The following is a 23,488-nucleotide window of genomic DNA, read 5'->3' on the forward strand; positions in this document are numbered from 1 at the left end:
TGCTGGCACAATGACCGTTCATGTCACGCCGTTTCGTCCTCTCGCTGGGTTGCCCCGACCGCATCGGCATCGTCGCCCGCATCGCCACGTTCCTCGCCGAGCTCGGCGGCACCATCGTGGAGGCGGCCTACCACGCGGACGAGAACTCCCGCTGGTTCTTCACCCGCCAGGCCGTGGACGCGGAATCGATCGGGATGGACCTCGACGAACTGCGTCGGCGCTTCGCCCGTGTCGCGGCCGAGCTCGGGCCGGAGACGGACTGGAACATCGCCGATTCCGCCGAGCCGAAGGACATCGTCGTCCTCGTGTCCAAGGAGGGGCACTGCCTGCACGACCTCATGGGTCGGGTCGACAGTGGGGACTTCCCCGCTCGCATCCGTGCGGTGATCGGCAATCACGACACCCTCCGTGGGATGACCGAGGCCCACGGCATCCCGTTCCACCACGTGCCCTTCCCGGCGGATCCGGCCGAACGGGCCCCCGCGTTCGCGGAGGTGGCCTCGATCGTCGACGCCGTCGACCCGCACGCGATCGTCCTGGCCCGCTTCATGCAGGTCCTGCCCGATGACCTGTGCACCCATTGGGCCGGTCGAGCGATCAACATCCATCACAGCTTTCTCCCGAGCTTCGTGGGTGCACGCCCGTACCACCAGGCTCACATCCGGGGCGTCAAGCTCATCGGGGCGACCTGCCACTACGTGACCGCCGATCTCGACGAGGGGCCCATCATCGAGCAGGACGTCATCCGCGTGGATCACGCCGCGACCGTGCAGGACATGGTCAGGCAGGGCCGCGACGCGGAGAAGTTGGTGCTGGCCCGCGGCCTGAGGTGGCACCTGGAAGATCGCGTCCTCGTGCACGATGCGCGGACCGTCGTGTTCACCTGACGCGGGCCCCTCCGGGCGGGGGCTTTAGTCGCGGGAGAATCCGTGGCGCTCGGCGAGCAGGGTCTCGGCGGCGGACAGGAAGATCAGCCGCGCGGCCGTGCCCGCCCTGGGGAGCGTCGACCGGACCCGCTTCTCCAGTACCGCCTTGTCGATCCCGGCATCACCGAGGGCCTCCACCAACACGGTGATCGCCTCGACCGCCCTGCCCTGCCCCTCCATGACCAGACGACCGATCTTCTCGATTCCGTCCGCGTCCACGCCGAGCACGATGAGGTCCCGCAGGAGTTCGGCGATATAGGCGTCGGAGAGCAGATGGCCGGCCGCGCCCGGTTCGGTGACCAGGCCGATCGACTCCCCCACTTCCTTCAACGTCTCGGGGATGTCGAACGACGCGACCGCCTGTGATTCCGATCGGGTGCGCCGCCGGCGGGACCCGGTGGGTCTGCGCTCGCTCCGCACACTCTCGACCTCGAGCAACTCCGCGAGCGTGAACCCGTGCCGCTCCGCGATGAGCAGTTCCTCGATCGTGGCGAACGTGTAGCCCCGGTTGAGCAGCCGCAGGATCATCTCGAGCCGGCTGCGGTGATCGGGCCCGTACAGAGCGGTCCGGCCCTTGCGGATGGGCGGCTGGAGCAGTCCGCGCTCCTGGTAGACGCGGATGTTGCGGACGGTCGCGCCGGAGGTCTCCGCCAGCTCGTCGATGCGCTGCAGCGGCGCGGACCTCCTCGAACTCACCTGCGCCTGCCGCCGACGGCCGGTCTGACATCGGCGAAGAAGACGCCGACGGCGACCATCCCCACGATCCCGAGGATGCCGAACGGGCGGATAGCGAAGAACAGGGCGGCGGCGGCGCAGATTCCGATCCAGGCGGGTTTAGGCCACTTGCCCTCGATCGAATACGCCGACGCGGGAGGGAGGACGGCCAACACCAGGCCGACCAGGGCCCACGCCACGAGGGCGGCCTGGATGGCCACCTGGATCAGGCCCCAGGTTCCGGGCAATGCTTCAATCACGGCGCCCAGTGTAGTCGCCGCGTCCGCAACGTCCGAAGTGGATGTTCACGGCGTGGATTCGCGGTGACGCGACGACCGGACGACGCCGCCCCCCGGCCCGCTCTGGTCGAGCGGGCCGGGGGGCGGCGGACCGCGGCCTCAGCCGCGGTGGCTCAGTTGGAGCCGGAATCAGAGGACGTGCCGGCGGAGGACGACGATGAGCCGGTCGAACCCGAGGTCGAGCCCGTGGCCGAACCCGAGGTCGAGCCCGACGCCGGCTTCGAGGCAGTGCTCTTGGAGGGCGTGGTCTTCGAGGCCGTGGTCTTCGAGGGCGTGGTCTTCGAGGGCGTGCTCTTCGAGGGCGTGCTCTTGGCCGCCGACGCCGACTTGGTCGCCGAGGTCTGCTTCGACGCCGTGGTCTTGGAGGCAGTGCTCTTGGAGGCCGTCTTCTTGGCCGGGGCCTTCTTGGCGGGAGCCTTCTTCGCCGGGGCCTTCTTCGCGGTCGTCTTCTTGGCCTGGGCCGTCCTGGCCTCGACCTTCGCGGCCCCGCTCTGGACCTCGTCCGAAGCGGCGTACGCGGCGTCCTCGACCTTGTCGGCGGCCTTGTCGGCAGCGGTGCCGGTCTCCTCAGCGGCCTGACGGGCGGCCTTGGACACGCGGCCCGCGGCCTTGACCCCGATGGAGCGGGTCTGGCGGGCGACCGTACCGAGCGCGTCCTCGCCCAGCTCGACCTGCTCCTCCACGGCACCGGCGGCGCGGGCGACCTGCTCGTTGACGCGGGCCAGACCGGCCTCGAGCTGCGGGTTCTCCTCGCGCAGGCGAGCCACGACGTCCTCGCCACGGGCCGCGAGCCCGCCGTAGATGCCGGCCGCGACCTCGACGTAGGCGTCGGCGACCTTGCGCAGCTCCTCCGGGCGGAAGCGGTTCACCAGCTCCTCGACCTCGGCCGGCAGCGCCTGCACGCGGTCAGGAACCTCGTTCACGCGGTTCTGCACGTCGGCCACGCGCTCGGTCACCCGGTTCTGCACGCCGGTCACCCGCTCGTTCACCTTGGTCTGAGCCTCGGTGACGGCGTCCTCGGCGCGACGACGCAGGTCGGAGACCAGGCCGGACACGGCCTGGACCGCGAGGTCGTTGACGCCGACGTAGGCGTAGACCGGAGTACGCACCGCGGACAGCGCCTGCCCCAGCGGTCCGCTGGGTGCACCGCCCTTGGGGTTGGACTGCGACTCCGCCTGGGCGGCGGCGGCCTGGGCGGGGGTCTTCTTGGAAACGGGCTTCTTCTGGCTCATGTCGGCTCCTTGATCGTTGTCTGCAGGTCTTGCGGGTTCGGATGTCACGTGGCCCTGCCGGGCCGCCGTCGGACGGGCTCAGTGCACGTCGACGACCTGGTCGGCGGCGATCGCGTTGTTCGACAGAAACGACTCGTAGATCTCCACGAGCACCTCCCTCTGACGCTCGGTGAGGTCGGGCGCGGTGAGGATGGCGTCCCTCACCGGGCTCCCCTCCTTCAGTTCGAGGATTCCGGCGCGCGCGTAGAGCACCTCGGCGGACAACCTCAGACCTCGTGCGATCTGACCCAGCACCTCGGCGGACGGCTTGCGCAGGCCCCGCTCGATCTGACTCAGATACGGATTGGAGACGCCGGCCCGCTCCGCGAGCTGCCGGATGGACACCTCGGCGGCTTCCCGCTGTGCGCGGATGAACGACCCGATGTCCTGTGACTCGGACGCACGCCTGTCGTGGTCACCCTGTGGGGCGACACCGTCGTGACGGGGGACCTCGCCTGTCGGTTTGGACCTCCGCGCGAGAGTCGCTGCGGTCGGTTCGGCCGCCTGCGCGGAGGCGGACTCAGGCTGTCGACCGCTCTCCCGGCCTCGCTTCTCGGCCATGGAGTCCACCTCCTCTCGCCGTGCATCTCACGTTGTCTGCACACAACGCTAGCAACGAGTGCTAGCAGCAGCAAGCGGGGTGGGGCGTGTAATGGATCACACCCCGGAGGAGCACAGCGGTCGGGGAACGAGCAGGCAGGGGACGCGCAGATCAGAAGAGCAGCTCAGAAGATGAGCAGGGTGAACTGGTGGATGACCAGACCCACCAGCGCACCCACGAGCGTGCCGTTGATCCGGATGAACTGCAGGTCCTTGCCCGCGAGAAGTTCGATCTTCTCGGACGCCTCGTCCGCGTCCCAGCGCTCCACCGTCTCGGAGATGATCGACGTCACCTCACCGGAGTAGTTCACGGCCACGTACGCGGCGGTCCGGGTCATGTAGTCGTCGAGGCGGGCGCGGACCTTCTCGTCGTCGACCAGCATGTCCGCCAGTCGGCGCAGGAGGTCGTCGATCTTCACCCGGAGGGTCGACGAGGAGTCCTCGGTGGCCTCGACGATCATCCGCTTGGCGGCCGTCCAGGCGGACGCCGCCGCACGACGGACCTCCTCGCGGTTCATCACCTCCGCCTTGAAGGTCTCGAGCTTGGCCATGGTGGCCGGATCCTGCTGGAGGTCGCGGGCGAAATCCTCGACGAACCCGATCAGGGCGAGGCGGACGGCGTGCTGCTTGTCCACCTTGATCTGCCAGGTCCACTCGCGCAGTTCGCGGTAGGCGCGATCGGAGAGGAGCTCGTTGACGAACTGTGGCGCCCAGGTGGGCGCCTTCTCGCGGACCCAGCGGTCGATGGTCTCCGGGTGCGCCTCGACCCACTCGTGGGCCCGGTCGGCCATGAGATCGAGCAGCGGCAGGTGCCGGCCCTCGGCGAGGAGCTCGCCGAGGATCCGTCCCGCCGGCGGGCCCCACTGCGGTTCGGCGATACGCGCGACGATGGTCCGCTCGATGATCGCCGTGGCGTCCTCGTCACGGAGGACCGCCAGGACGGACCGGATCGCCTTGGCCGACTGGTCGGAGGCGATCGCACGATGGTCCTCGTCCTGGAGCCACTCGCCCGCCCGTGCGGGGATCCTCGCACTGCGGACCTTCTCGCTCACCATCTCGGGATCGAGGAAGTTCTCGCCCACGAAGGTCCCCAGGGAGGCCCCCAGCTGGTCCTTCTTCCTGGGAATGAGAGCCGTGTGGGGGATCGGGATGCGGAGCGGGTGCCGGAACAGCGCGGTCACGGCGAACCAGTCCGCGAGCCCGCCGATCATCCCCGCCTCGGACGCCGCACGCACGTACCCGGCCCATGCCCCGGCCCCGTTGGACAACGAGTACTCGGCGAACAGGAAGATGATCCCGGCCAGGACCAGAAACCCCGTCGCGACCAGCTTCATGCGGCGGAGAGCAGACCTGCGCTCCGCATCAGTGGCCGGGTCCCCCGCCACCAGGGCGGGCCCACCCGCCGCGGTGACCGGGTCGAGCGTCAGTGCGCGTCCTTGCGTCCGTACTTACGGAAACCGACCATGCACACCGCGAGGCCGACGACGAAGACGACGACCGTGGCCACGACCGCCGCCACGACCAGACCGAGGGACACGTCCATGTCGTCGACGTAGAAGGCGAGCGCGGTGATGGGCAGCCCCAGCATGCTCATCGCCAGCAGCATGATGGCCGACCCGGCGTAGATCTCGGTGGAGTACAGCGGGTAGGTCGGCGCCACCTCGGTGGCGTACGTCGGGTAGTACTCCTCGACGATGGCAGCACCAGTGTGCTCGAGGGTCTGACCGGCCATGATGTCGTCCTCTTTCGTCTACTACCGATCCCGGGCGCCGCGGCACGGGAGTTGCTTGTCCCGATTCTATTGGAACCTCAGGTCCCGGGGGCAACCGCCCGGCGGATTCGTCGCGCGGCGGTAACGAGGTTGCGCAGACTCGGTTCCAGCTGCCAGGTGTAGCGGGTCTTGAGGCCGCCGTCCGGGACCGCCCACAGTCGGTCCACCCCCACCGCCGCGACCGCCTCGAGCAACCTCTCGTGGAGCAGGTCGATGTCGGGGACGAACCCCGATCTCGACTCGTAGACGCCCGGGGCGACCTGCCGCGTGAGGGTGTGGTCCGTGAGGGCGTCCAGGACCCAGTCGATCGACCGGGTCGCGACGATCGCCGTCACATCCGCGTCGAGCCCCTCGATCGCCTCCTTCATCACCTGCAGGGACGAGTAGCTCAGGTGGGTGTGGATCTGGGTGTCCGGACCGGCGCCTGCGGAGGCAAGGCGGAACGTGGCCACCGCCCACTCGAGATAGGCACGCCTGTCCGCCCCGCGCCGCGGCAGCAGCTCGCGGATCGCCGGCTCGTCGATCTGCACGATCGCCAACCCCGCGTCCTCCAGGTCCGCCACCTCGTCCCGGACCACCAGGGCCAACTGGGTGGCCACCTCGGACAGCGCGAGATCGGTCCGGCAGAAGGACCGGGCGAGCATCGTCACCGGTCCCGTCACCATCCCCTTGACCGGTCGGTCGGTGAGGGTCTGCGCGTACCCGGTCCACTCGACCGTCATCGGCGCGGGACGCGCCACGTCCCCGTACAGGATCGGTGGGCGCACGCAGCGGGACCCGTAGGACTGCACCCATCCGTGCCGGGTCGCCGCGAACCCGTCGAGCAGTTCCGCGAAGTACTGCACCATGTCGTTGCGCTCGACCTCACCGTGCACCAGGACGTCGAGACCGATGTCCTCCTGCAGGCGGATCACCGAGGCGATCTCGTCGCGCAGGTAGCCGCGATAACGCTCGTAGTCGATGCGACCGTCGGCCAGGTCCCGGCGGGCCCTGCGGATCTGCACGGTCTGCGGGAACGACCCGAGGGTCGCGGTGGGCAGGATCGGGAGCCCCAGACGCGCCGCCTGCAGCGGAGCCCGCTCCGGGTAGGGCATGCGGAGCTTGTCGTCGTCGTCGACCGCCGCCGTCCTGGCCCGCACGTCCGGCCTGCGCGCACTGGGCCGCTCCGGCAGCGGACGCCACCGCGGCGTCGGGCCGTCGACCACCGCGTCGGCCAGCGACACCACCTCCGCGACCTTCTGGCGCGCGAAGGCCAGGCAGTCCCCCAGTTCCGCGGGCAGGTCCTCCTCGGCCCCGACGTCGTAGGGCACGTGGAGCAACGTGCAGGAGGTCGACACCACCAGGTCGGCGAAGGTGTCCTTGAGCCGCCTCAGATACTCGAGCACCTCGAACTTGTCCGTGCGCCAGACGTTCTGGCCGTCGACCACACCGGCGTAGAGCCGCTTGTCCGCGAGCCCCGGGACCGCCGCGAGGTCGTCGGGGGTCCGGTACCCGTGGACCAGGTCGAGACCGATCGCCTCGACCCCGGTCGACGCGAGCGCGGGCAGCGCCTCGGCCAGGTCCCCGTACTGGCCCGTGACCAGGATCCGCGGACGCGTGGGGGACGCGGACAACCGGTCATAGGCGTGACGCAGCCGCTCGACCTCGCCGGGAGTGCGTTCCATGGTCATACAGGGTTCGTCGAACTGGACGCAGGTCACGCCCGCCTCCGCCAGGACCTCCAGCAGCCTCTCGTACTGTCCGAGCACCCGGTCGAGCAGCTCGATCGGCTGGAACCCGCGTGTTGCGGTGGGGGAGGCCTTGCTCAACAGCAGCAGCGACACCGGCCCGGTGACCACCGGCCGGATGTCGATCCCCAGTTCGTGCGCGCGGGCGACCTCGGCCAGCAGCGCCCCCGGCGCCAGGCCGAGCACGGAGGAGTCCTCGAACTCGGGCTGACGGTAGTGGTACGGGGTGCCCTGGAGCGCCACCAGTTCCAGTGGAGCCACGTCCGCGCGGCCGCGCGCGAGTGCGAACTGGGTGTCCACCGGCGACAGGCCACGCACCAGGTCCGTGAAACGGTGCGGGACGGCGCCGATGAGCAGGGCGTCGTCCAGGATGTGGTCGTAGAAGGAGAAGGTGTTGCCGGGGATCTGCGTCAGCCCCGTGTCCCGGAGCTCCCGCCAGGTCGACTCCTGGATCCGGCGGCCCACGGACAGGAGTTCGGACCGTGTGCCGTCCCCGTGCCAGTATCGCTCGAGCGCCCGCTTGAGCTCCCGCCGTGGGCCGATGCGCGGGTACCCCAGCACGCTGGACGCGCGGGTGAGCGCGAGGTGTGAGCGTTCGAGCTCCCGTCTCACGGCGGTCAGCGGGTGGCCCGGGCAGCTGCTCGGGGGACGTCGTAACGGTAGAAGCCGTGGCCGCTCTTCTCGCCCAGCCGTCCCGCCTCGACCATCCGCAGCAGCAGGGGCGGCGGTGCGTACAGCGGTTCACGGAACTCGGCGTACATCGACTCGGCGATCGCCTTGACCGTGTCCAGGCCCACGAGGTCGGCCAGGGAGAGCGGCCCCATCGGGTGGGCGCACCCCAGCACCATCGCCTTGTCGATGTCCTCCGGGGTGGCGAACCCGGACTCCGCCATCCTGATGGCCGAGAGCAGGTAGGGCACGAGCAGAGCGTTGACCACGGCGCCCGACCGGTCAGCGGAGTGCACCACCTGCTTGCCCAGGACCTGTTCGGCGAACGCCTCGGCGCGCTCGCGCACGGACCTGCCCGTCTCCAGCGTGCTCACCAGCTCGACCAGGGGCAGCACGGGGACGGGGTTGAAGAAGTGCATGCCGATCACGCGCCGCGGAGTGGCGGTGCAGGAGGCGAGTTTCATGATCGGGATGGACGAGGTGTTGGAGGCCAGGACCGCTTCCGGGTCGGTGACCACCTGATCGAGCTCACGGAACACCGCCGCCTTGGCCGCCTCGTCCTCGACGATCGCCTCGATCACCAGCTGACGGTCGACGAAGTCCCCGAGGTCGGTGGTGAACCGCAGCCGCAGTGCGGCCTGGTCACGCTCGCGCCGGGTGATCTTCCCGGAGGAGACCCCCCGGTCGAGGGAGGCGAGGATGCGGGACCGGCCCGCCTCGGCGAGGTCCCGGGTGGAGTCCCACACCAGCACGTCGACGTGGGCGCGCGCGCAGACCTCGGCGATCCCCGCCCCCATCCGGCCGGAGCCGACCACTCCCACGCGGGTGATCGACCCCGGCTCCGGGGCTACCTCGCGGGTGGTGGGCATCTACGACACGTCCTTCTCGAACCGGGTGGTCGGTCCGGGCACGGGCCCGGAGTGCACGGACACGACCGGGGGCCGGGGCCGCCTCGTGGAGACGATCCCGGCCCCCGGTGTGGTGGTGCCATGGTGCTGGTCGCCCTACCGGAGGGCGATCCTGGGGGTCAGTGGAACTGACCCTCCTCGGTGGAGCCCTTCAGCGCCGCGGTGGACGTGTTGGGGTCGACCGTGGTGGCGATGCGGTCGAAGTAGCCGGCGCCGACCTCGCGCTGGTGCTTGACGGCGGTGAAGCCACGCTCCTCGGCGGCCTTGAACTCGCGCTGCTGCAGGTCGACGAACGCGGTCATCTGGTTACGGGCGTACCCGTAGGCCAGGTCGAACATGCCGTAGTTGAGCGAGTGGAAGCCGGCCAGCGTGATGAACTGGAACTTGAAGCCCATCGCGCCGAGCTCCTTCTGGAACTTGGCGATCGTGTCGTCGTCCAGGTTCGCCTTCCAGTTGAAGGAGGGCGAGCAGTTGTAGGCCAGGAGCTGGTCCGGGAACTCCGCCTTGACGGCCTCGGCGAACTGCTTGGCGTACTCGAGGTCCGGGGTGCCGGTCTCCATCCAGATGAGGTCGGAGAACGGGGCGTAGGCCTTGGCGCGCTCGATGCAGGGCTCGATGCCGTTCTTGACGTTGTAGAAGCCCTCGGCGGTGCGCTCGCCGGTGATGAACGGGCGGTCACGCTCGTCGACATCGGAGGTGATGAGCGTGGCGGCCTCGGCGTCGGTGCGCGCGATGATGACCGACGGGACGTTCGCGACGTCGGCCGCCAGACGGGCCGAGGTCAGCGTACGGATGTGCTGGTTGGTCGGGATGAGCACCTTGCCACCGAGGTGGCCGCACTTCTTCTCCGAGGCGAGCTGGTCCTCCCAGTGCACGCCCGCGGCGCCGGCCGCGATCATGGCCTTCTGCAGCTCGTAGGCGTTCAGGGCGCCACCGAAGCCGGCCTCGGCGTCGGCGACGATCGGGGCGAGCCAGTTCTCCACCGTGGTGTCACCCTCGATGCGGGCGATCTCGTCGGCGCGGAGCAGCGCGTTGTTGATCCGACGCACGACGGTCGGGACCGAGTTGGCCGGGTACAGCGACTGGTCCGGGTAGGTGTGGCCCGAGAGGTTGGCGTCGCCGGCGACCTGCCAGCCGGAGAGGTACACGGCCTCGAGGCCCGCACGGATCTGCTGCACGGCCTGGTTGCCGGTCAGCGCGCCGAGGGAGTTGACGAAGTCCTTGTTGTTGACCTTGTCCCAGAGGATCTCCGCGCCACGGCGGGCGAGGGTGTGCTCCTCGACGACGGTGCCCTGCAGCTCCGCCACCTGCTCGGCGGTGTAGTTGCGGGTGATGCCCTTCCAGCGGGGATTGGTGTCCCAGTCCTGCTGGATCTCTGCAGCGGTACGTGCCTTGCCAACGTTCGACATCGCGACTCTTTCCTGTCTCGGGGGCGGAGCCGGCTTCGCACGATTGCGAGCGCGGCGTCCTGTACTTCGAAAGGATGCCACACTCATCGCAGCCCGTCTACCTGCGAGTTATGCGAATCTGGCGAGTTTCCTTGCGTCGATTGCAAACTTTGCGAAGAATGTGGGGCACACCACCGACCGCGGGAGCCGACGATGACCACCACTCACATGGGCGCACGCCTGCGACGCCTGCGGGAGGAGCAGGGGCTTACCCAGGCGGCGTTCGCCGAGACGCTGGGGCTGTCCGCCAGCTATCTCAACCAGCTCGAGAAGGACGCGCGCCCGGTCACCTCCCGGGTCCTGGCCCGGCTGTCCGAGGAGTACGGGGTCGACTCGACCTTCTTCGCCTCGGACGCCGACACCCGGCTGATCGCGGAACTGACCGAGGCCCTGTCCGACCCCCAGGTGTCCGCCGGCGTCCCCGCGGGTGAGGTGGTCGACCTGGTCCGTGCCCACCCGTCGCTGGCGCGCGCCTTCGCCGTGCTGAACCAGAGGTATCGGAACTCGGCCGACCTCCTCGCCGCCCTCACCGAGAGTCGCAACGCCCTGTCCGACGACACGGACACCTTCGCGTTGGCCATGCCCCACGAGGAGGTGCGCGACTACTTCTACCAGCGCCAGAACTACATCGATTCCCTGGACACCGCGGCCGAGGAGCTCACCACCCGGATCCGGATGAACCGCGGCGACGTCCGCGCCGAGCTCGAGAACCGGCTCGCCGAGACCCACGGGGTCCGGGTCGCGCGCCGCGTGGACCTGCCCGACGGCCTGTGGCACCGCTACTCCGACCGCGACCGTCGGCTCGACCTGTCCGCGCACCTGACCGGGGGGCAACAGGCCTTCCGCGTGGCATCGGAGCTCGCGTTCCTCGAGCACCACGAACTGCTCGACCAGCTGGTGGCCGACGGCGCCTTCAGCTCCCCCGCCGCCGCCTCCCTGGCCCAGCGCGGGCTGGCCAACTACTTCGCCGCCGCCGTACTGATGCCCTACCAGCGCTTCCTCGACACCGCCGAGGACTTCCGCTACGACGTCGAACGCCTGATGACCTTCTATGCGACGGGCTACGAGACCGTGTGCCACCGCCTGTCGACGCTCCAGCGCCCGGGCGCCGCCGGGGTGCCCTTCAGCTTCGTGCGGGTGGACCGCGCGGGGAACATGTCCAAGCGGCAGTCGGCCTCCGGCGTCCACTTCACCACCTCGGGCGGCACGTGCCCGTTGTGGAACGTCTACGAGACCTTCTCGTTCCCCGGCAAGATCATGCGGCAGGTCGCGGAGTTGCCCGACGGCCGCCTGCACCTGTGGGTCTCGCGGACCGTGACCACCCGGCCCATGCGGTTCGGCCAACCCCGCAAGACCTTCGCGATCGGTCTGGGCTGCGAGGCCCGGCACGCCCACCGCACCGTCTACGCGCAGGGTCTGGACCTCGCCGACGCCGACGCCGCCACCAAGATCGGATCCGGGTGCCGCATGTGCGAGAGACCCGCCTGCCCCCAGCGGGCCTTCCCGCCGCTCAACCGCACACTCAGGGTCGATGCGCATCGATCGTCGCTCTCGCCGTATCTGCTCGACGATCCCCACTCCCGGACGACCTCCCCTGCCCTACCCTGACGGCCATGAGCCAGGCACACCACACCGACAGTGACCCCGGGGACCCGGGCCGGCCCCGAATCCGCCCCGGCGGGTTCCGCGAACTCGGTCCGGTGGGCTGGGCCGTCAACCGCGTGGGAGCCCGCGTCACCGGCAGCCGCGACGTCCATCTGTTCGCCACACTCGGCCGCGCACGCCGACTGTTCCCCGCGTGGTTGGCCTACTCCGGGATGATGATGCCCTTCGGGGTCCTCGACCGCCGGACCACAGAGTTGGTCATCCTGCGCGTCGCCCACCTCCGGGACAGCGCCTACGAACGGGCCCACCACGAGCGGATCGGCGCGCGGGTGGGGCTCGACGACGACGAGATCGCCCGCACCCTGCACGATCCCCGGTCCGCCGGGTGGCCGAATCGACTGCGGGCGGTGTTGACCGCGGTGGACGAGCTCGTGCGGACCAAGGACATCGCCGACGACACGTGGGCGGAGGTGGCCACGCACCTGACCGAGGCGGAGCTCGTGGGCCTGGTGCAGCTGGTGGCCCAGTATGACGGCTTGGCCACGACCCTCCACGCCCTGCGGATCCAGCCCGACCGCCCCCGCTGAGCCCGCCCTGGGTTGCGCGTCCCCTTTGCACGCCCACCCCTGGGTTGCGCGCCCCCTTCGCCCTGCGCGTCCTCTCTGCACGCCCACCCCCTTGGCTTGCGCGCCCCCTTTGCCCTGCGCGTCCTCTCTGCACGCCCACCCCTGGGTTACGTGCCCCCTCTGGTCCATTCGCGCAGCACACGTGGGCTCCCGCTGAACCGGCGAGTTCCCTCTGGGTCGTGATCGGCCGGCCCCCGCGGCCGAGGCTCGTGTGTCCACAAGCGGTGTCGGCTCCCCACAGACGAACGGGGATCGTCGAATCCACGACGGATCCGCTCGTTCGCGGCGTGCATGATCACCGGCATGACACGCCATCGCCCGGGACCGCAACATCCCGTCCTCTCCTCTGCCCGACTCAGCCGCGAGCTGACCGCCCTTCCCCGTCGCCGACGAGAGCGCGAGTACCTCAAGATCGCGGACGAGCTATGGCTGCCGGTAGCTCTCCCGCTCACCTTCGAGACCAAGTCGGTGGCGTACTCGCGCTTGTACCCGGACGGCGTCCTCACCGGCTGGTCGGCAGCGGCACTCCACGGGATCGACGCCCCGGACGACGCGGTTCCGGAGTTGTGCGTCGGCCCCAGCGGCAGAACGCGCTCGGGTCTGCGCCTTCGTCGGTACCGGGTGCCGCCATCGGCCGTGGAGCAGAAGCGGGGCGTCGCCGTCACCAGCCGTCGGTGGACCGCCTTCGACCTGGCCCGCTTCAACGACCACCTGGCCGGGGTCCTCGCGGTGGAGCACTTCTACCGACACGGATTCTCGGACCGTGAGCTACGCGACGTTGTCGACGAACACGTCGGCACCTGGGGGGTCGCACGAGCACGACGGGTACTCGCAGATGCCGACCGTCGCAGTGAGTCACCCATGGAGACCGAGGCGAGGTTGTTCCTCAGGGACGCGGGGTTCACGAGGTTCATACCGCAGGTCGAGGTGGGGGACGACTACCGCCTCGATCTCGCTGACCCCGTTCACAAGATCGCGGTCGAGTACGACGGCTCGCACCACGAACACCCGGCGCAGCAGTCGAAGGACCGGTTCCGTCGGAACCGCCTCCTCGCGGCCGGCTGGATCGTCATCGGCGTCGACCACAGGATTCTCCGTACCCGGCGAGACGACCTGCTCCGGCAGGTTGAGGCGGCGTACGCGCAGCGTTCCTCCCGCTTCGTCGCCTGACCCCTCCGCGTCGCGCGCCCGCGCCGGAGCTTCCCGCCTCACCTGGCCCGATTCCCCGGCGGCGAGCCCAGGTGCGCGGGCTCTTTGGTCCATTTCGCCAGCGCACCCATCCCTCTCGCGGACATTCCGAGCGCGTAGGACGAAGACGGCGCACAAGTCGGCCGGGCGGGGGCGGGCGCCGGGCCGAGTGGGCGCGGGCGCCGGGCCGAGTGGGCGCGGGCGCCGGGCCGGGCGGGGTGGGCGCCGGGCCGGGCGGGCGCGGGCGCGGGCGCCGGGCCTCCGCTCCCCGGTTCAGCCTCCCCGCCCCGGCGCTGCCCTCAGCGCTCCCCGGCGATGGTCTCGGCGCGGGTCAGGCAGGCACGCGCCCGCTCGTCCAGCTCCAACGACAGCGTCTCGCCGGCGGGGACCGTCACCGCCCGCCCCTGCACGGTGCAGTCGAAATCCGCACCGTTGAGGTTGACGATCGTGATCTCCGTGTGGGTGCACCGGACCCGCACGTGCGTTCCGCGCACGGTCAGCCGGAACGTCAACGCGCCCCATTCGGCCGGCACCCGGGGGTCGAACGAGATGTCGCCGCGGTAGTCGCGCATCCCGCCGAACCCGCTCACGAGCGCCGACCACACCCCACCCGCCGAGGCCACGTGGATCCCGTGTGCGGCGTTGCCGTGCACGTCCGCCAGGTCCACCACGAGCGCCTTGGAGAAGTGCTCGAAGGCCTCGTCGCAGTAGCCGATCTCGGCGGCGATGATCGACTGCACGACCGCCGAGAGAGTGGAGTCACCCGTGGTGAGCGGATCGTAGTACTCGAAGTTGGCCCGCTTCTGCTCCTCGGTGAACTCGTCGCCCCGCAGGAACATCGCCAGCACCACGTCCGCCTGCTTGAGCACCTGGTGCCGGTAGATCACCAGAGGGTGGAAGTGCAGCAGCAACGGGCGACGCGGGTGCTCGAGATCCTGGTCCCAGACCTCCTTGGCCAGGAAGTCCTGGTCCTGCGGGTGCACGCCGAGGGTCTCGTCGTAGGTGATCACCATGTTCTCGGCGGCACGCCGCCATTCCGCGATCTCGCCGTCGTCGATCCTCAGCCGCCGGCAGATCGCCGCCCACCGGCCGTCACCCAGTTCGGCGATGCGCTTGCAGGCGACCGCCGCCGCCGCCAGGTTGAACCGCGCCATGGCGTTGGTGAACAGGTTGTTGTCCACCACGGTGGTGTACTCGTCGGGCCCGGTGACGCCGTGGATGTTGAAACACCCGTCTTCGGCGAAGAACCCGAGGGAGACCCACATCCGGGCGGTCTCGACCAACACGTCCACACCCTCGCGGATCATGAACTCCTCGTCACCGGTGGCCCACAGGTACTTGACCATCGCGTGCGCGATGTCGGCGTTGATGTGGTACTGCGCGGTGCCGGCCTCGTAGTAGGCGGAGGCCTCCTCGCCGTTGATCGTCCGCCACGGGTAGAGCGCGCCGTTCACGGACAGGAAGCGGGCGCGGGCGCGGGCCTTGTCGAGCATCGAGTAACGGAAGCGCAGGGCGTTCCGGGCGAAGCGCGGCATCGTGTAGGTGAGGAACGGCAGGACGTAGGTCTCGGTGTCCCAGAAGTAGTGACCCGAGTAGCCGCTCCCGGTCACGCCCTTCGCGGCGATCCCGTAGGTCTCGGCGCGCGCGGAGGCCTGGGCCAGCTGGAACAGGTTGAATCGGATGGCCTGCTGGGTCTCGGGCGGGCCGTCGACCTCCACGTCCCCGCGGTGCCAGAAGTGGTCGTACCAGTCGCGCTGCGTGCGCTGCAGGTCCTCCACTCCGCGGTCGCGCGCCCGGGACAGGGTTCGCGCGCACCGGTCGGCGAGCTCACCGGCGGGGACCTTCTCGGAGGTGTGGTAGGCGGCCAGTTTGGTCAGCCTCAGGACGCGGCCGGGCGTGACGTGGGCGTGGTAGACGACCTTGGACGCGTCGTCATCGCTTTCCACGCTCATCGCGATCTCGTCTTCGGTCTCGACCTCGTGGTCCACGGCCACGGCGATCGACATCCCGGAGTTGGCGCAGCGGTACCCGTGCACCTGGTACCCGCGCTGGCCGGCGGAGACCACGGGCTCGAGCACCCGGTGGTCGAAGCCGTCCGACCGGCGCGGATCGAACCCCTCGGGCACGGTCTCGGCGGAGTGGTACTCGTCCTCGCCGTCCTGCCGGTTGAGGACCTGCGAGGAGATCACGACCGGCGCCGGCTCCTCGGGGAGCTCGATCTCGTAGGTCATCACCGCGAGGTGCTTCTCCACCATCGAGACCATGCGAGTGGTGCGGATGACCACCTTCTTGCCGGCCGGGGTCCGCCAGGTCAGCTCGCGGCGCAGGATCCCGTCGCGGAAGTCGATACTGCGTTCGTAGTGCTCGAGGTCGGCCTCGCTCACGCGCAGCGGCTCGTCGTCCACGTAGACGCGGATGGTCTTGGTGTCGGGGGCCTCCACCATGGTCTGGCCCTCGCGCGCCAACCCGAAGGCGTCCTCGGCGTGCTGGATGTGCCAGGTCTCGTGGAATCCGTTGACGTAGGTGCCGTGGGTGTGGGAGTCGCGGCCCTCCTCCGGGTTGCCGCGCATGCCCAGATACCCGTTGGCCACGGCGAACTGCGTCTCGGAGACGCCCAGCGCAGTGGCTTTGGGGTTGGTCTCCACCCAGCGCCACGGGTCCGCGGGGTGTGTGGAGCGGTTGATCTCCGGCACCTCCAGGTGACTGCGGAGGTTGACGCCGTAGGTCGTCCGGATGTTGCCGGGGACGGACTGCCCGATCGTGTCGTGGACCGGGCCGCGTCCGGGGGGGACGGGTGTCATGACCGTGCCTCCGTGAGCCCGGGGATGAGGTCCGCCAGGTCGTCGACGACGATGTCCGCACCCTCTCGGAGCAGTACCTCACGCCCCGCACCGCGATCCACACCGACGACGCGCGCGAACCCGCCGGCGGCGCCGGCCTGCACGCCCGAGACGGCGTCCTCGATCACCGCGCAACGGCCCGCGGGCACGCCCAGCAGTTCTGCGGCCCGAAGGTAGGTGTCCGGGCGGGGCTTGCCGGGGATCCGATCCGCCTGGGCCATCAGGCCGTCGACGATGACCTCGAAACGGTCCAGCAATCCGGCCGCCTCGAGCACGGGGCGTGCGTTCTTGGAACTGGAGACCACGCAGGAGGCGATCCCGGCGGCGTCGAGGGCGTCGAGGTAGGCGACCGACCCCGGGTAGGGCTCGATCCCCTCGTCGAGCAGCTCGCGGAAGACGATGTTCTTGCGCTGACCCAGGCCGTTGATCGTGTCCGCGTCGGGCGAGTCCTCGTCGTCGCCCTCGGGGAGGGTGATGCCGCGCGCGGCGAGCATCGACGCGATACCCTCCACGCGGGGTTTGCCGTCGATGTAGTGGAAGTAGTCGGAGTCCGAGTACGGGGCGATCCCGCGGTCGGCGAAGTAGGCGGTGAACATCCGCTTCCACGCCTGCATGTGCTTCTCGGCGGTCGGGGTGATGACCCCGTCGAGGTCGAAGAGCACAGCATCGATGCCGTCATGGTCCATGTCGAATCCTGCTTCCGGGTCGGTGGGCCGATCGGGCTCAACCGGTGACGCATCAAGGGTAGACACCCGGCCCGGGGACCGAGCCCATCACCTCCCCCCGTGCGGCCCATCTCACTGAGGCGCGGGGGTGGAGGGCGGATCACCATGCCTCCACGCGGGCGACAATGCACCGTTGTCGGGTACCCGGTGGCACTATGGTCGATGACTCTGTACTAGAAGGAGAGAGATGCGACTTCGCACCCGCAATCCCCGCCGTGTCGCGATCGCCGGCCTCGCACTGGTCACCGCGGCCGCACTGACGGCCTGCACGTCCGACGACGAAGGGAACGGCGACGCCTCGGGCGACGCCCAGACCACGACGACCGTCAACGAGTCCGCGCCCCAGGCACCTCTCGACCAGCTGGTCCTGGGCGAGGGCGAGGCCCCCGGTGGCGGTGTGGTGCAGGTGATCGAGCCGGCTCTCCTCCAGGAGGCGGTCGACAAGCTCGTCGCCGACCAGGGCAAGCAGCTCATGGAGGACCCGGCGTGCGACAGGGTCTCCCGACTGGAGACGGTCTCGAACTTCGCGACCACCGACGGCCTGACCGCGGCGGTGCGGTACAAGCAGTCGGAGGAGGACGAGACCGAGCACCGTTTCGGGATCGGCATGGTGGGCGAGAAGCTCGACGACTTCATGGACCGCTCGCTGTACGAGGCCTGCACCTCCTCGCGGAGCACCACCAACCCGGACGTCGAGCTCGTCATGACCGTGGACGACGCCCCAGCCCTCGAGGGCGTCGAGGGCTTTCGGGTGACCAGCGACTTCATCACCACCCGGCCCGACGGCACCCGTTCGCTGAGCCGGGCCATCGCGATCCACGGCTACACCCGCGAGACCACCGTGAGCGTGGAGTACGCGGCCCGCGGCAACGACCCGGCGGCCAACCCGGTCCTGCCCTCCGCGGACGGCGCGCTGGATGCCATCTACCAGGCGCAGATGGCCAAGATCGCGACGGCCGAGTAGCAGGCTGTCGCCGGCACCTCAGCCGGCGACGGCACCCCGGTCATACGAAGAGAGCGTTCCGCGCACGTCGCCCCGGAGGCGGTGCGCGGAACGCTCTTCTCGTCGGCCCCCGGCCTGTCGCCGACAGAGCCGGGCGGCGCCCTACAGGTTGATCATGTGCCCGCTGACGCCCTCGATGGCCTCCTTCATGGCCTCCGACAGCGTCGGGTGGGTGTGCACGTTGCGCGCCACGTCCTCGGCGGTGAGGTCCCACATCTGGGCCAGCGTCAGCTCGGGCAGCAGCTCGGAGACGTCGGGGCCGATGAGGTGCCCGCCGAGCAGCTCACCGTGCGTCGCGTCGGCCACGATCTTGACGAACCCGACCGCGTGGCCGAGGCCCTGGGCCTTGCCGTTGGCCGAGAACGGGAACTTGCCCACCTTGACGTCGTACCCCTCGTCCCGGGCCTGCGCCTCGGTGAGCCCGAAGGAGGCCACTTGCGGCTGACAGAAGGTGGCGCGGGGCATCATCCGGTAGTCGCCCAGCGTCTGGGTCGGCGCGCCGGCCATGGTCTCCGCCGCCACGACGCCCTGCGCCTCGGCCACGTGGGCCAGCTGCAGCTTGGCCGTGACGTCGCCGAGCGCGTAGATGCCCTCGACATTGGTCCGCATGTGGTCGTCGATCGCGATGGCGCCGCGGTCGGTGAGCTCCACGCCGGTGTTCTCGAGCCCGTAACCCTCGACGCGGGGCGCGAATCCCACGGCCATCAGCACCTTGTCCACGGTCAGCGTCTGGGCCTTGCCCTCGTCGCCGTTCTTCTCGACCTCGACCTCGACCGAGTCGCCGTTGTCGGTGACCTTGGTGGTCTTGTGGCCGGTGAGGACCTTCACCCCGAGCTTCTTGTAGTGCTTGGCGATCTCCTTGGAGACCTCGGCGTCCTCGTTCGGCAGGAGGCCGTCCATGTATTCGACGATCGTCACCTCGACGCCGTAGTTGGCCATGACGTAGGCGAACTCCATGCCGATCGCGCCCGCACCCACGATCACGACCGAGTCCGGGAGCTCGCGGGAGAGGATCTGGTCCTCGTAGTCCACCACGTTCTCGCTCAACTCGATTCCGGGGAGCGTCTTGACCACGGAGCCGGTGGCGATGATGCAGTTGTCGAAGGTGTACGCGGTGCCGTCGACCTCGATCGTCTTGTCGTCGGTGAAGCTGCCGAAGCCGTCGATCTCGGTGATCTTGTTCTTCTTCATGAGGAAGTGGACACCCTTGACGATGCCCTCGGAGACCTTCCGGCTGCGGTCGTAGGCCGCGCCGAAGTCGAAGGACACATCACCGGAGATGCCGTAGGTCTTGGCCTCACGCAGCACCGTGTTGGCCAGCTCGGCGTTGCGGAGAAGCGCCTTGGAGGGGATGCACCCGACGTTGAGGCATACCCCGCCCCAGTACTTCTCCTCGATCACGGCCACTTTGAGGCCGAGCTGGGAGGCGCGGATTGCGGCGACGTAGCCACCGGGGCCCGCGCCGAGGACGATGAGGTCGTAATGAGTGTCAGCCACGCCACACAGGGTAGCGCTCCGGGCGGCCCGGATGAGCCGGAGCGATGCGGAACCCCACCCGAAATGACCGTCGCCGCCTCCTCCCGGGGGGAGGGGCGGCGACGGTACCCGCGTCGGGTGCGATCAGGACAGGTTGCCCAGGACCGACTTCAGCGCCGTGGCGACGAGGTTGCCGATGGTATCGGCGATCTGGTCGGTGATCGTCTGCGTGGAGCTTCCGGTACCGGTGGCGTTGCCGAGGGAGTCGGTGACCGAACCGAGGCTGAGAGAACCCATTGTGTATCTCCGTTTATCGAGTGCATTCCCGAGGGGTTCGAGAATGGCCGGGTCAGGCGACCCCTGCATGTCGTTGATGGTACTGACGCTACGGCTCGGTAACAAGAGCCTGTGTATTTCTTACCTCCGGTACGGATGTCCCCACGCCGCACACGGCATCATCGGGGCATGACCTCACCCGTATCGCCCGACAACTCACCCGCGTCAGCCGACCCGTACCTGCACCTCGAGGACGTCGATTCGGCCGAGGCTCTCGAGTGGGTCCGGGTACGTAGCGACCGCACCGTCGCGGACCTGGCCTCCGGCCCGGAGGCCGAGGCCGCCTACGCGCGCGCCCTCGAGATCCTCGACGCCACCGACCGCATCGCGTGGCCGGTCCTGCGGGGCCGGTACGCCTACACCTTCTGGCGGGATGCCGACCATCCCCGCGGGCTGTGGCGACGGGTGCCGTGGTCCGTGCTGGTCAGTGGCGCTCCGGGCGTCAATCACCCGGCCTGGGACACCCTCGTGGACGTGGACACCCTGGCGGCGGAGGAAGGGGTCAACTGGGTCTATTCGGGAGCGGTGGTCCGGCGTCCCGCCGACGACAGGGCGCTGCTTCGGCTCTCACGCGGGGGCGCGGACGCGGTGGAGGTCCGCGAGTTCGACCTGACCACCCGCCGGTTCGTCCCCGAGTCCGAAGGCGGGTTCCGACTGTCGGAGGCCAAGAGTTCGGTGTCCTGGGTGGACCGGGACACGCTGCTGCTGTCCTCACCGCTGGACCCGGAGGGATCGGACGCCACCGACTCCGGCTACCCGCGCCTGGCGAGGGTGTGGCACCGCGGGTCCGACCCGCTCGACGCCCCGGTCATCTTCTCCGGGCGGACGCAGGACGTGGCGGTGGGGGCCTCGTACGACCTCACTTCGGGCCGGTACACGGCCAGTCGCGCCCCGGACTTCCACTCCTCCGAGGAATGGTTCTGGTCCCCGGGGGTCGATCCCGCCACCACGGCGCCCCGCCGGATTCCGGTGCCCGAGGACTGTCGGGTGAGTTCCTGCGGGGACTGGTTGCTGCTGCGCCCGCGCACCGACCTCGAGGTCGCGGGCCGATCCCACCCCGGCGGTTCGGTCCTCGTGGTGCCGTGGTCCGCCGTCGACGCCGATCCCTCGCGACTGCCCGAGCCCGTCGTGCTGTTCTCCCCCACCCCCTCCACGACGGTCGAGGACGTGACCTGGGGCCGGGGCCGGATCCTGCTGACGATCCTCGACGACACCGAGTCCCGTCTCGAGGCGTACGCGATCCCCGGGTCGGCGGACGGGGCCTGGGAGCCCCGTCCGGTCGAAGGGCTACCGGACCACGTGTCGGTGGACGTGCTGTCCTGCGACCGCCTGTCCGGCCGGGGCGACGTCGGGGGCGACGACGAGGATGACGGGAACGAGCGCCCCCACCCCGATGACGCCGTCCTGGCGGTCTCCGGTCCGATCGTCCCGCCCTCGCTGGTGTTACTCCGCGCGGACGGCACCACCACCACACTCGGGTCCACCCCCGACCGTTTCGACGCCACCGGCATCGAGGTCTCCCGTCACACGGCTGTGAGTGACGACGGCACCTCGGTGCCGTACACCGTGATGCGGGGCCCCGGGCCCGACGGGCCCAGACCGACCATCCTCTACGGCTACGGCGGTTTCGAGGTGGCGATGCGACCGTCGTACGCGGCCCTGCGCGGGGCGCTCTGGCTCGCCGGAGGGGGCGCCTACGTGGTGGCGGGGATCCGGGGCGGCGGCGAGTACGGGCCCTCGTGGCATCAGTCCGCCGTCCGGGAGAACCGGCCCCGCGCGTTCGAGGACTTCGCGGCCGTCGCCCGGGCCCTCGTGACCACCGGGGTCACCACCCGCGACCAGCTGGGGGCGACCGGCGGATCCAACGGTGGCCTGCTCATGGGCGTCATGCTGACCCGATACCCGGAACTGTTCGGGGCCCTCGCGATCGCGGTCCCGCTCCTGGACATGCGGCGCTACCACCTGTTGCTCGCCGGCGCGTCCTGGATGGCCGAGTACGGCGACCCCGACTCGGACGACTGGGACGATTTCCTGGGCGCCTACTCGCCGTACCAGCACGTCCGACCGGCCACCGAGGGCCCGTACCCCCCGGTCCTCATGACCACCTCGACCCGGGACGACCGCGTGCACCCGGGCCACGCCCGCAAGATGACGGCCGCGCTCGAGGCGGCCGGGCACGAGGTCGCGTACTACGAGAACGTCGAGGGCGGCCACGCCGGCGCCGCCGACAATTCGCAGGAGGCCCGGAAGGCGGTGCTCACGTACGAGTTCTTCAGGCGTCGGCTGCCTCGTCGTCCCCAGGTGGGCTGAGCGCCACCTCCCGGTCCATCCAGGCCAGCACCCGGGCGACCACCTGCGCGGGTGTGCGCGCCCACGTGTTGTGGCCCAGCGCCTCCGGCTCCACCTCGAGGCAGGTCCGGGCGGCGGGGAGCATCGCCAGCAGCCCACGAGCGGCGCTCTCGGGGGCGAGTGGGTCGTCGGCGATCACCACCGACAGCGCCGGGACCGTGACGCGGGTCAGGCCCTCCCGGTAGTCGAGATCGGCGCGCGCCGGCTGCATGTCGCCCCGGGCCGCGAGACGGGACCAGTCACTGATGCGGTCGGCCGGGATCCGACCGCTCGCGCCGAAGAACCGTCCCGGGACGTGTCCCGCCAGCCATCCGATGGTGGGCAGGAGGATCGAGCCCAATCGCAGACGCCGTCCGATGCGCCGGGGGTACCCGCGGTGGAACGGGGACTGCGCCGCCACCGCCACCAGGCCCACCACCCGGGGATCGCGCCGCGCCAGGTGGTACACCCCGATCTGCGCGCCCATGCTGTGGCCCAGCAGCACCACCCGCCGCGCCCCGAACTCGCGCTGCATCGCGTCCAGCGCGAGCGGAACGTCCTCGGCGGCACTCTCGTGGTACCCGGCCGCTCCCCCGCCGCGGCCGATGCGGTGGGTACTCTCGCCCTGGCCCCTCAGTTCAGTGATCGCCACGTACACCCCGGCCGCGGCCAACGCCCTGGCCAGCGGCAGGTAATACCTGGCGCCGACCGCGATGCCTGGAAGCACCAGGACGGCGGGCCTGGTGCTTCCCGGGACGGCGGACTCCACCATGAGCAGCGGGCTCGTGCTGCCATCGGTGTGGCGAAGCTCGGTACGGCGCGGGTCGTCCGTCTTGGTCATGCGTACAGTTTGCCAGTGGGCCACCTCCGGAGCTCACCCCAGGGGGGTGGTCTCACGACGTCGTCCGCAGCGGGCGCGGGATCACCCCGCGCCCTGCGTGCGCCGGCCCGGCGCACCGCCTCGACACATGAGGACGGACCCCGCTCCACCGTGGTGGTGGGGCGGGGTCCGTCGGTTCCGGGACCCG

Annotated in this window: 20 protein-coding genes; 6 read left to right on the forward strand and 14 right to left on the reverse strand. The window is 70.0% G+C overall.

Annotated features, from left to right (window positions below; genetic code table 11):
• Positions 1-20 precede the first annotated feature (20 nt).
• A complete protein-coding gene (gene purU / locus CT688_RS13820) occupies positions 21-887 on the forward strand; it encodes a formyltetrahydrofolate deformylase (RefSeq protein WP_107757367.1) in 867 nt (288 codons plus the stop codon).
• A 24-nt stretch (positions 888-911) separates the two neighbouring features.
• Here purU and CT688_RS13825 read toward each other — a convergent pair whose 3' ends face one another.
• The 9 genes from CT688_RS13825 to aceA all read right to left on the reverse strand — a co-directional run bounded on the left by CT688_RS13825 (position 912) and on the right by aceA (position 10,294).
• A complete protein-coding gene (locus tag CT688_RS13825) occupies positions 912-1,622 on the reverse strand; it encodes a MerR family transcriptional regulator (protein WP_107757368.1) in 711 nt (236 codons plus the stop codon).
• The gene (locus CT688_RS13830) at positions 1,619-1,900 is read right to left on the reverse strand and encodes a DUF2516 family protein (protein WP_194860860.1); all 282 of its coding nucleotides are present in this window, start codon (positions 1,898-1,900) and stop codon (positions 1,619-1,621) included. Before CT688_RS13830 ends, CT688_RS13825 begins: the two co-directional genes overlap by 4 nt.
• Before the next feature lie 152 nt (positions 1,901-2,052).
• Positions 2,053-3,171: a hypothetical protein gene (locus tag CT688_RS13835; protein ID WP_197431430.1), complete on the reverse strand. Its 1,119-nt coding sequence runs from the start codon at positions 3,169-3,171 to the stop codon at positions 2,053-2,055.
• A gap of 78 nt (positions 3,172-3,249) precedes the next feature.
• Positions 3,250-3,771 (reverse strand): helix-turn-helix domain-containing protein, encoded by a 522-nt coding sequence (locus tag CT688_RS13840; RefSeq protein WP_107757370.1) that lies wholly within the window; start codon positions 3,769-3,771, stop codon positions 3,250-3,252.
• A gap of 164 nt (positions 3,772-3,935) precedes the next feature.
• Positions 3,936-5,144 (reverse strand): DUF445 domain-containing protein, encoded by a 1,209-nt coding sequence (locus tag CT688_RS13845; RefSeq protein WP_107757371.1) that lies wholly within the window; start codon positions 5,142-5,144, stop codon positions 3,936-3,938.
• 89 nt (positions 5,145-5,233) lie between these two features.
• Positions 5,234-5,542, reverse strand: coding sequence for a hypothetical protein (locus CT688_RS13850; RefSeq protein WP_107757372.1), 309 nt, complete (start codon positions 5,540-5,542; stop codon positions 5,234-5,236).
• Between the two features lie 77 nt (positions 5,543-5,619).
• Positions 5,620-7,920, reverse strand: a complete 2,301-nt coding sequence (gene metE, locus CT688_RS13855; protein WP_107757373.1) for a 5-methyltetrahydropteroyltriglutamate--homocysteine S-methyltransferase — start codon at positions 7,918-7,920, stop codon at positions 5,620-5,622.
• A 5-nt stretch (positions 7,921-7,925) separates the two neighbouring features.
• Positions 7,926-8,846, reverse strand: a complete 921-nt coding sequence (locus CT688_RS13860) for a 3-hydroxybutyryl-CoA dehydrogenase (protein ID WP_107757374.1) — start codon at positions 8,844-8,846, stop codon at positions 7,926-7,928.
• A gap of 158 nt (positions 8,847-9,004) precedes the next feature.
• Positions 9,005-10,294, reverse strand: coding sequence for an isocitrate lyase (aceA, locus tag CT688_RS13865; RefSeq protein WP_107757375.1), 1,290 nt, complete (start codon positions 10,292-10,294; stop codon positions 9,005-9,007).
• Between the two features lie 192 nt (positions 10,295-10,486).
• On the opposite strand from aceA, the gene ramB reads away from it, so the two are divergent.
• The 3 genes from ramB to CT688_RS13880 all read left to right on the forward strand — a co-directional run bounded on the left by ramB (position 10,487) and on the right by CT688_RS13880 (position 13,734).
• Positions 10,487-11,941: an acetate metabolism transcriptional regulator RamB gene (gene ramB, locus CT688_RS13870; RefSeq protein ID WP_107757376.1), complete on the forward strand. Its 1,455-nt coding sequence runs from the start codon at positions 10,487-10,489 to the stop codon at positions 11,939-11,941.
• A gap of 5 nt (positions 11,942-11,946) precedes the next feature.
• The gene (locus tag CT688_RS13875) at positions 11,947-12,525 is read left to right on the forward strand and encodes a carboxymuconolactone decarboxylase family protein (protein ID WP_107757377.1); all 579 of its coding nucleotides are present in this window, start codon (positions 11,947-11,949) and stop codon (positions 12,523-12,525) included.
• A 342-nt stretch (positions 12,526-12,867) separates the two neighbouring features.
• On the forward strand, positions 12,868-13,734 hold the full coding sequence (locus CT688_RS13880; protein ID WP_231750351.1) for an endonuclease domain-containing protein: 867 nt from the start codon (positions 12,868-12,870) through the stop codon (positions 13,732-13,734).
• A 317-nt stretch (positions 13,735-14,051) separates the two neighbouring features.
• Here CT688_RS13880 and CT688_RS13885 read toward each other — a convergent pair whose 3' ends face one another.
• Positions 14,052-16,553, reverse strand: a complete 2,502-nt coding sequence (locus CT688_RS13885; protein ID WP_107757379.1) for a glycoside hydrolase family 65 protein — start codon at positions 16,551-16,553, stop codon at positions 14,052-14,054.
• A complete protein-coding gene (locus CT688_RS13890) occupies positions 16,550-17,278 on the reverse strand; it encodes an HAD family phosphatase (RefSeq protein ID WP_107757380.1) in 729 nt (242 codons plus the stop codon). Before CT688_RS13890 ends, CT688_RS13885 begins: the two co-directional genes overlap by 4 nt.
• A 226-nt stretch (positions 17,279-17,504) precedes the next feature.
• Between CT688_RS13890 and CT688_RS13895 the strand changes: the two genes are divergently transcribed.
• Positions 17,505-18,281: a hypothetical protein gene (locus CT688_RS13895; RefSeq protein ID WP_107757381.1), complete on the forward strand. Its 777-nt coding sequence runs from the start codon at positions 17,505-17,507 to the stop codon at positions 18,279-18,281.
• A gap of 141 nt (positions 18,282-18,422) precedes the next feature.
• On the opposite strand, the gene lpdA is transcribed toward CT688_RS13895, so the two are convergent.
• A complete protein-coding gene (gene lpdA, locus CT688_RS13900) occupies positions 18,423-19,817 on the reverse strand; it encodes a dihydrolipoyl dehydrogenase (protein WP_107757382.1) in 1,395 nt (464 codons plus the stop codon).
• Between the two features lie 123 nt (positions 19,818-19,940).
• Positions 19,941-20,093 (reverse strand): hypothetical protein, encoded by a 153-nt coding sequence (locus CT688_RS17530; RefSeq protein ID WP_182612061.1) that lies wholly within the window; start codon positions 20,091-20,093, stop codon positions 19,941-19,943.
• A gap of 168 nt (positions 20,094-20,261) precedes the next feature.
• Between CT688_RS17530 and CT688_RS13905 the strand changes: the two genes are divergently transcribed.
• On the forward strand, positions 20,262-22,442 hold the full coding sequence (locus CT688_RS13905) for a prolyl oligopeptidase family protein (protein WP_107757383.1): 2,181 nt from the start codon (positions 20,262-20,264) through the stop codon (positions 22,440-22,442).
• On the opposite strand, the gene CT688_RS13910 is transcribed toward CT688_RS13905, so the two are convergent.
• A complete protein-coding gene (locus tag CT688_RS13910) occupies positions 22,405-23,301 on the reverse strand; it encodes an alpha/beta fold hydrolase (RefSeq protein ID WP_107757384.1) in 897 nt (298 codons plus the stop codon). The genes CT688_RS13905 and CT688_RS13910 overlap by 38 nt on opposite strands.
• Between the last annotated feature and the right edge of the window lie 187 nt (positions 23,302-23,488).

It is taken from the genome of Dietzia sp. JS16-p6b, assembly GCF_003052165.1.
GTDB lineage: Bacteria > Actinomycetota > Actinomycetes > Mycobacteriales > Mycobacteriaceae > Dietzia.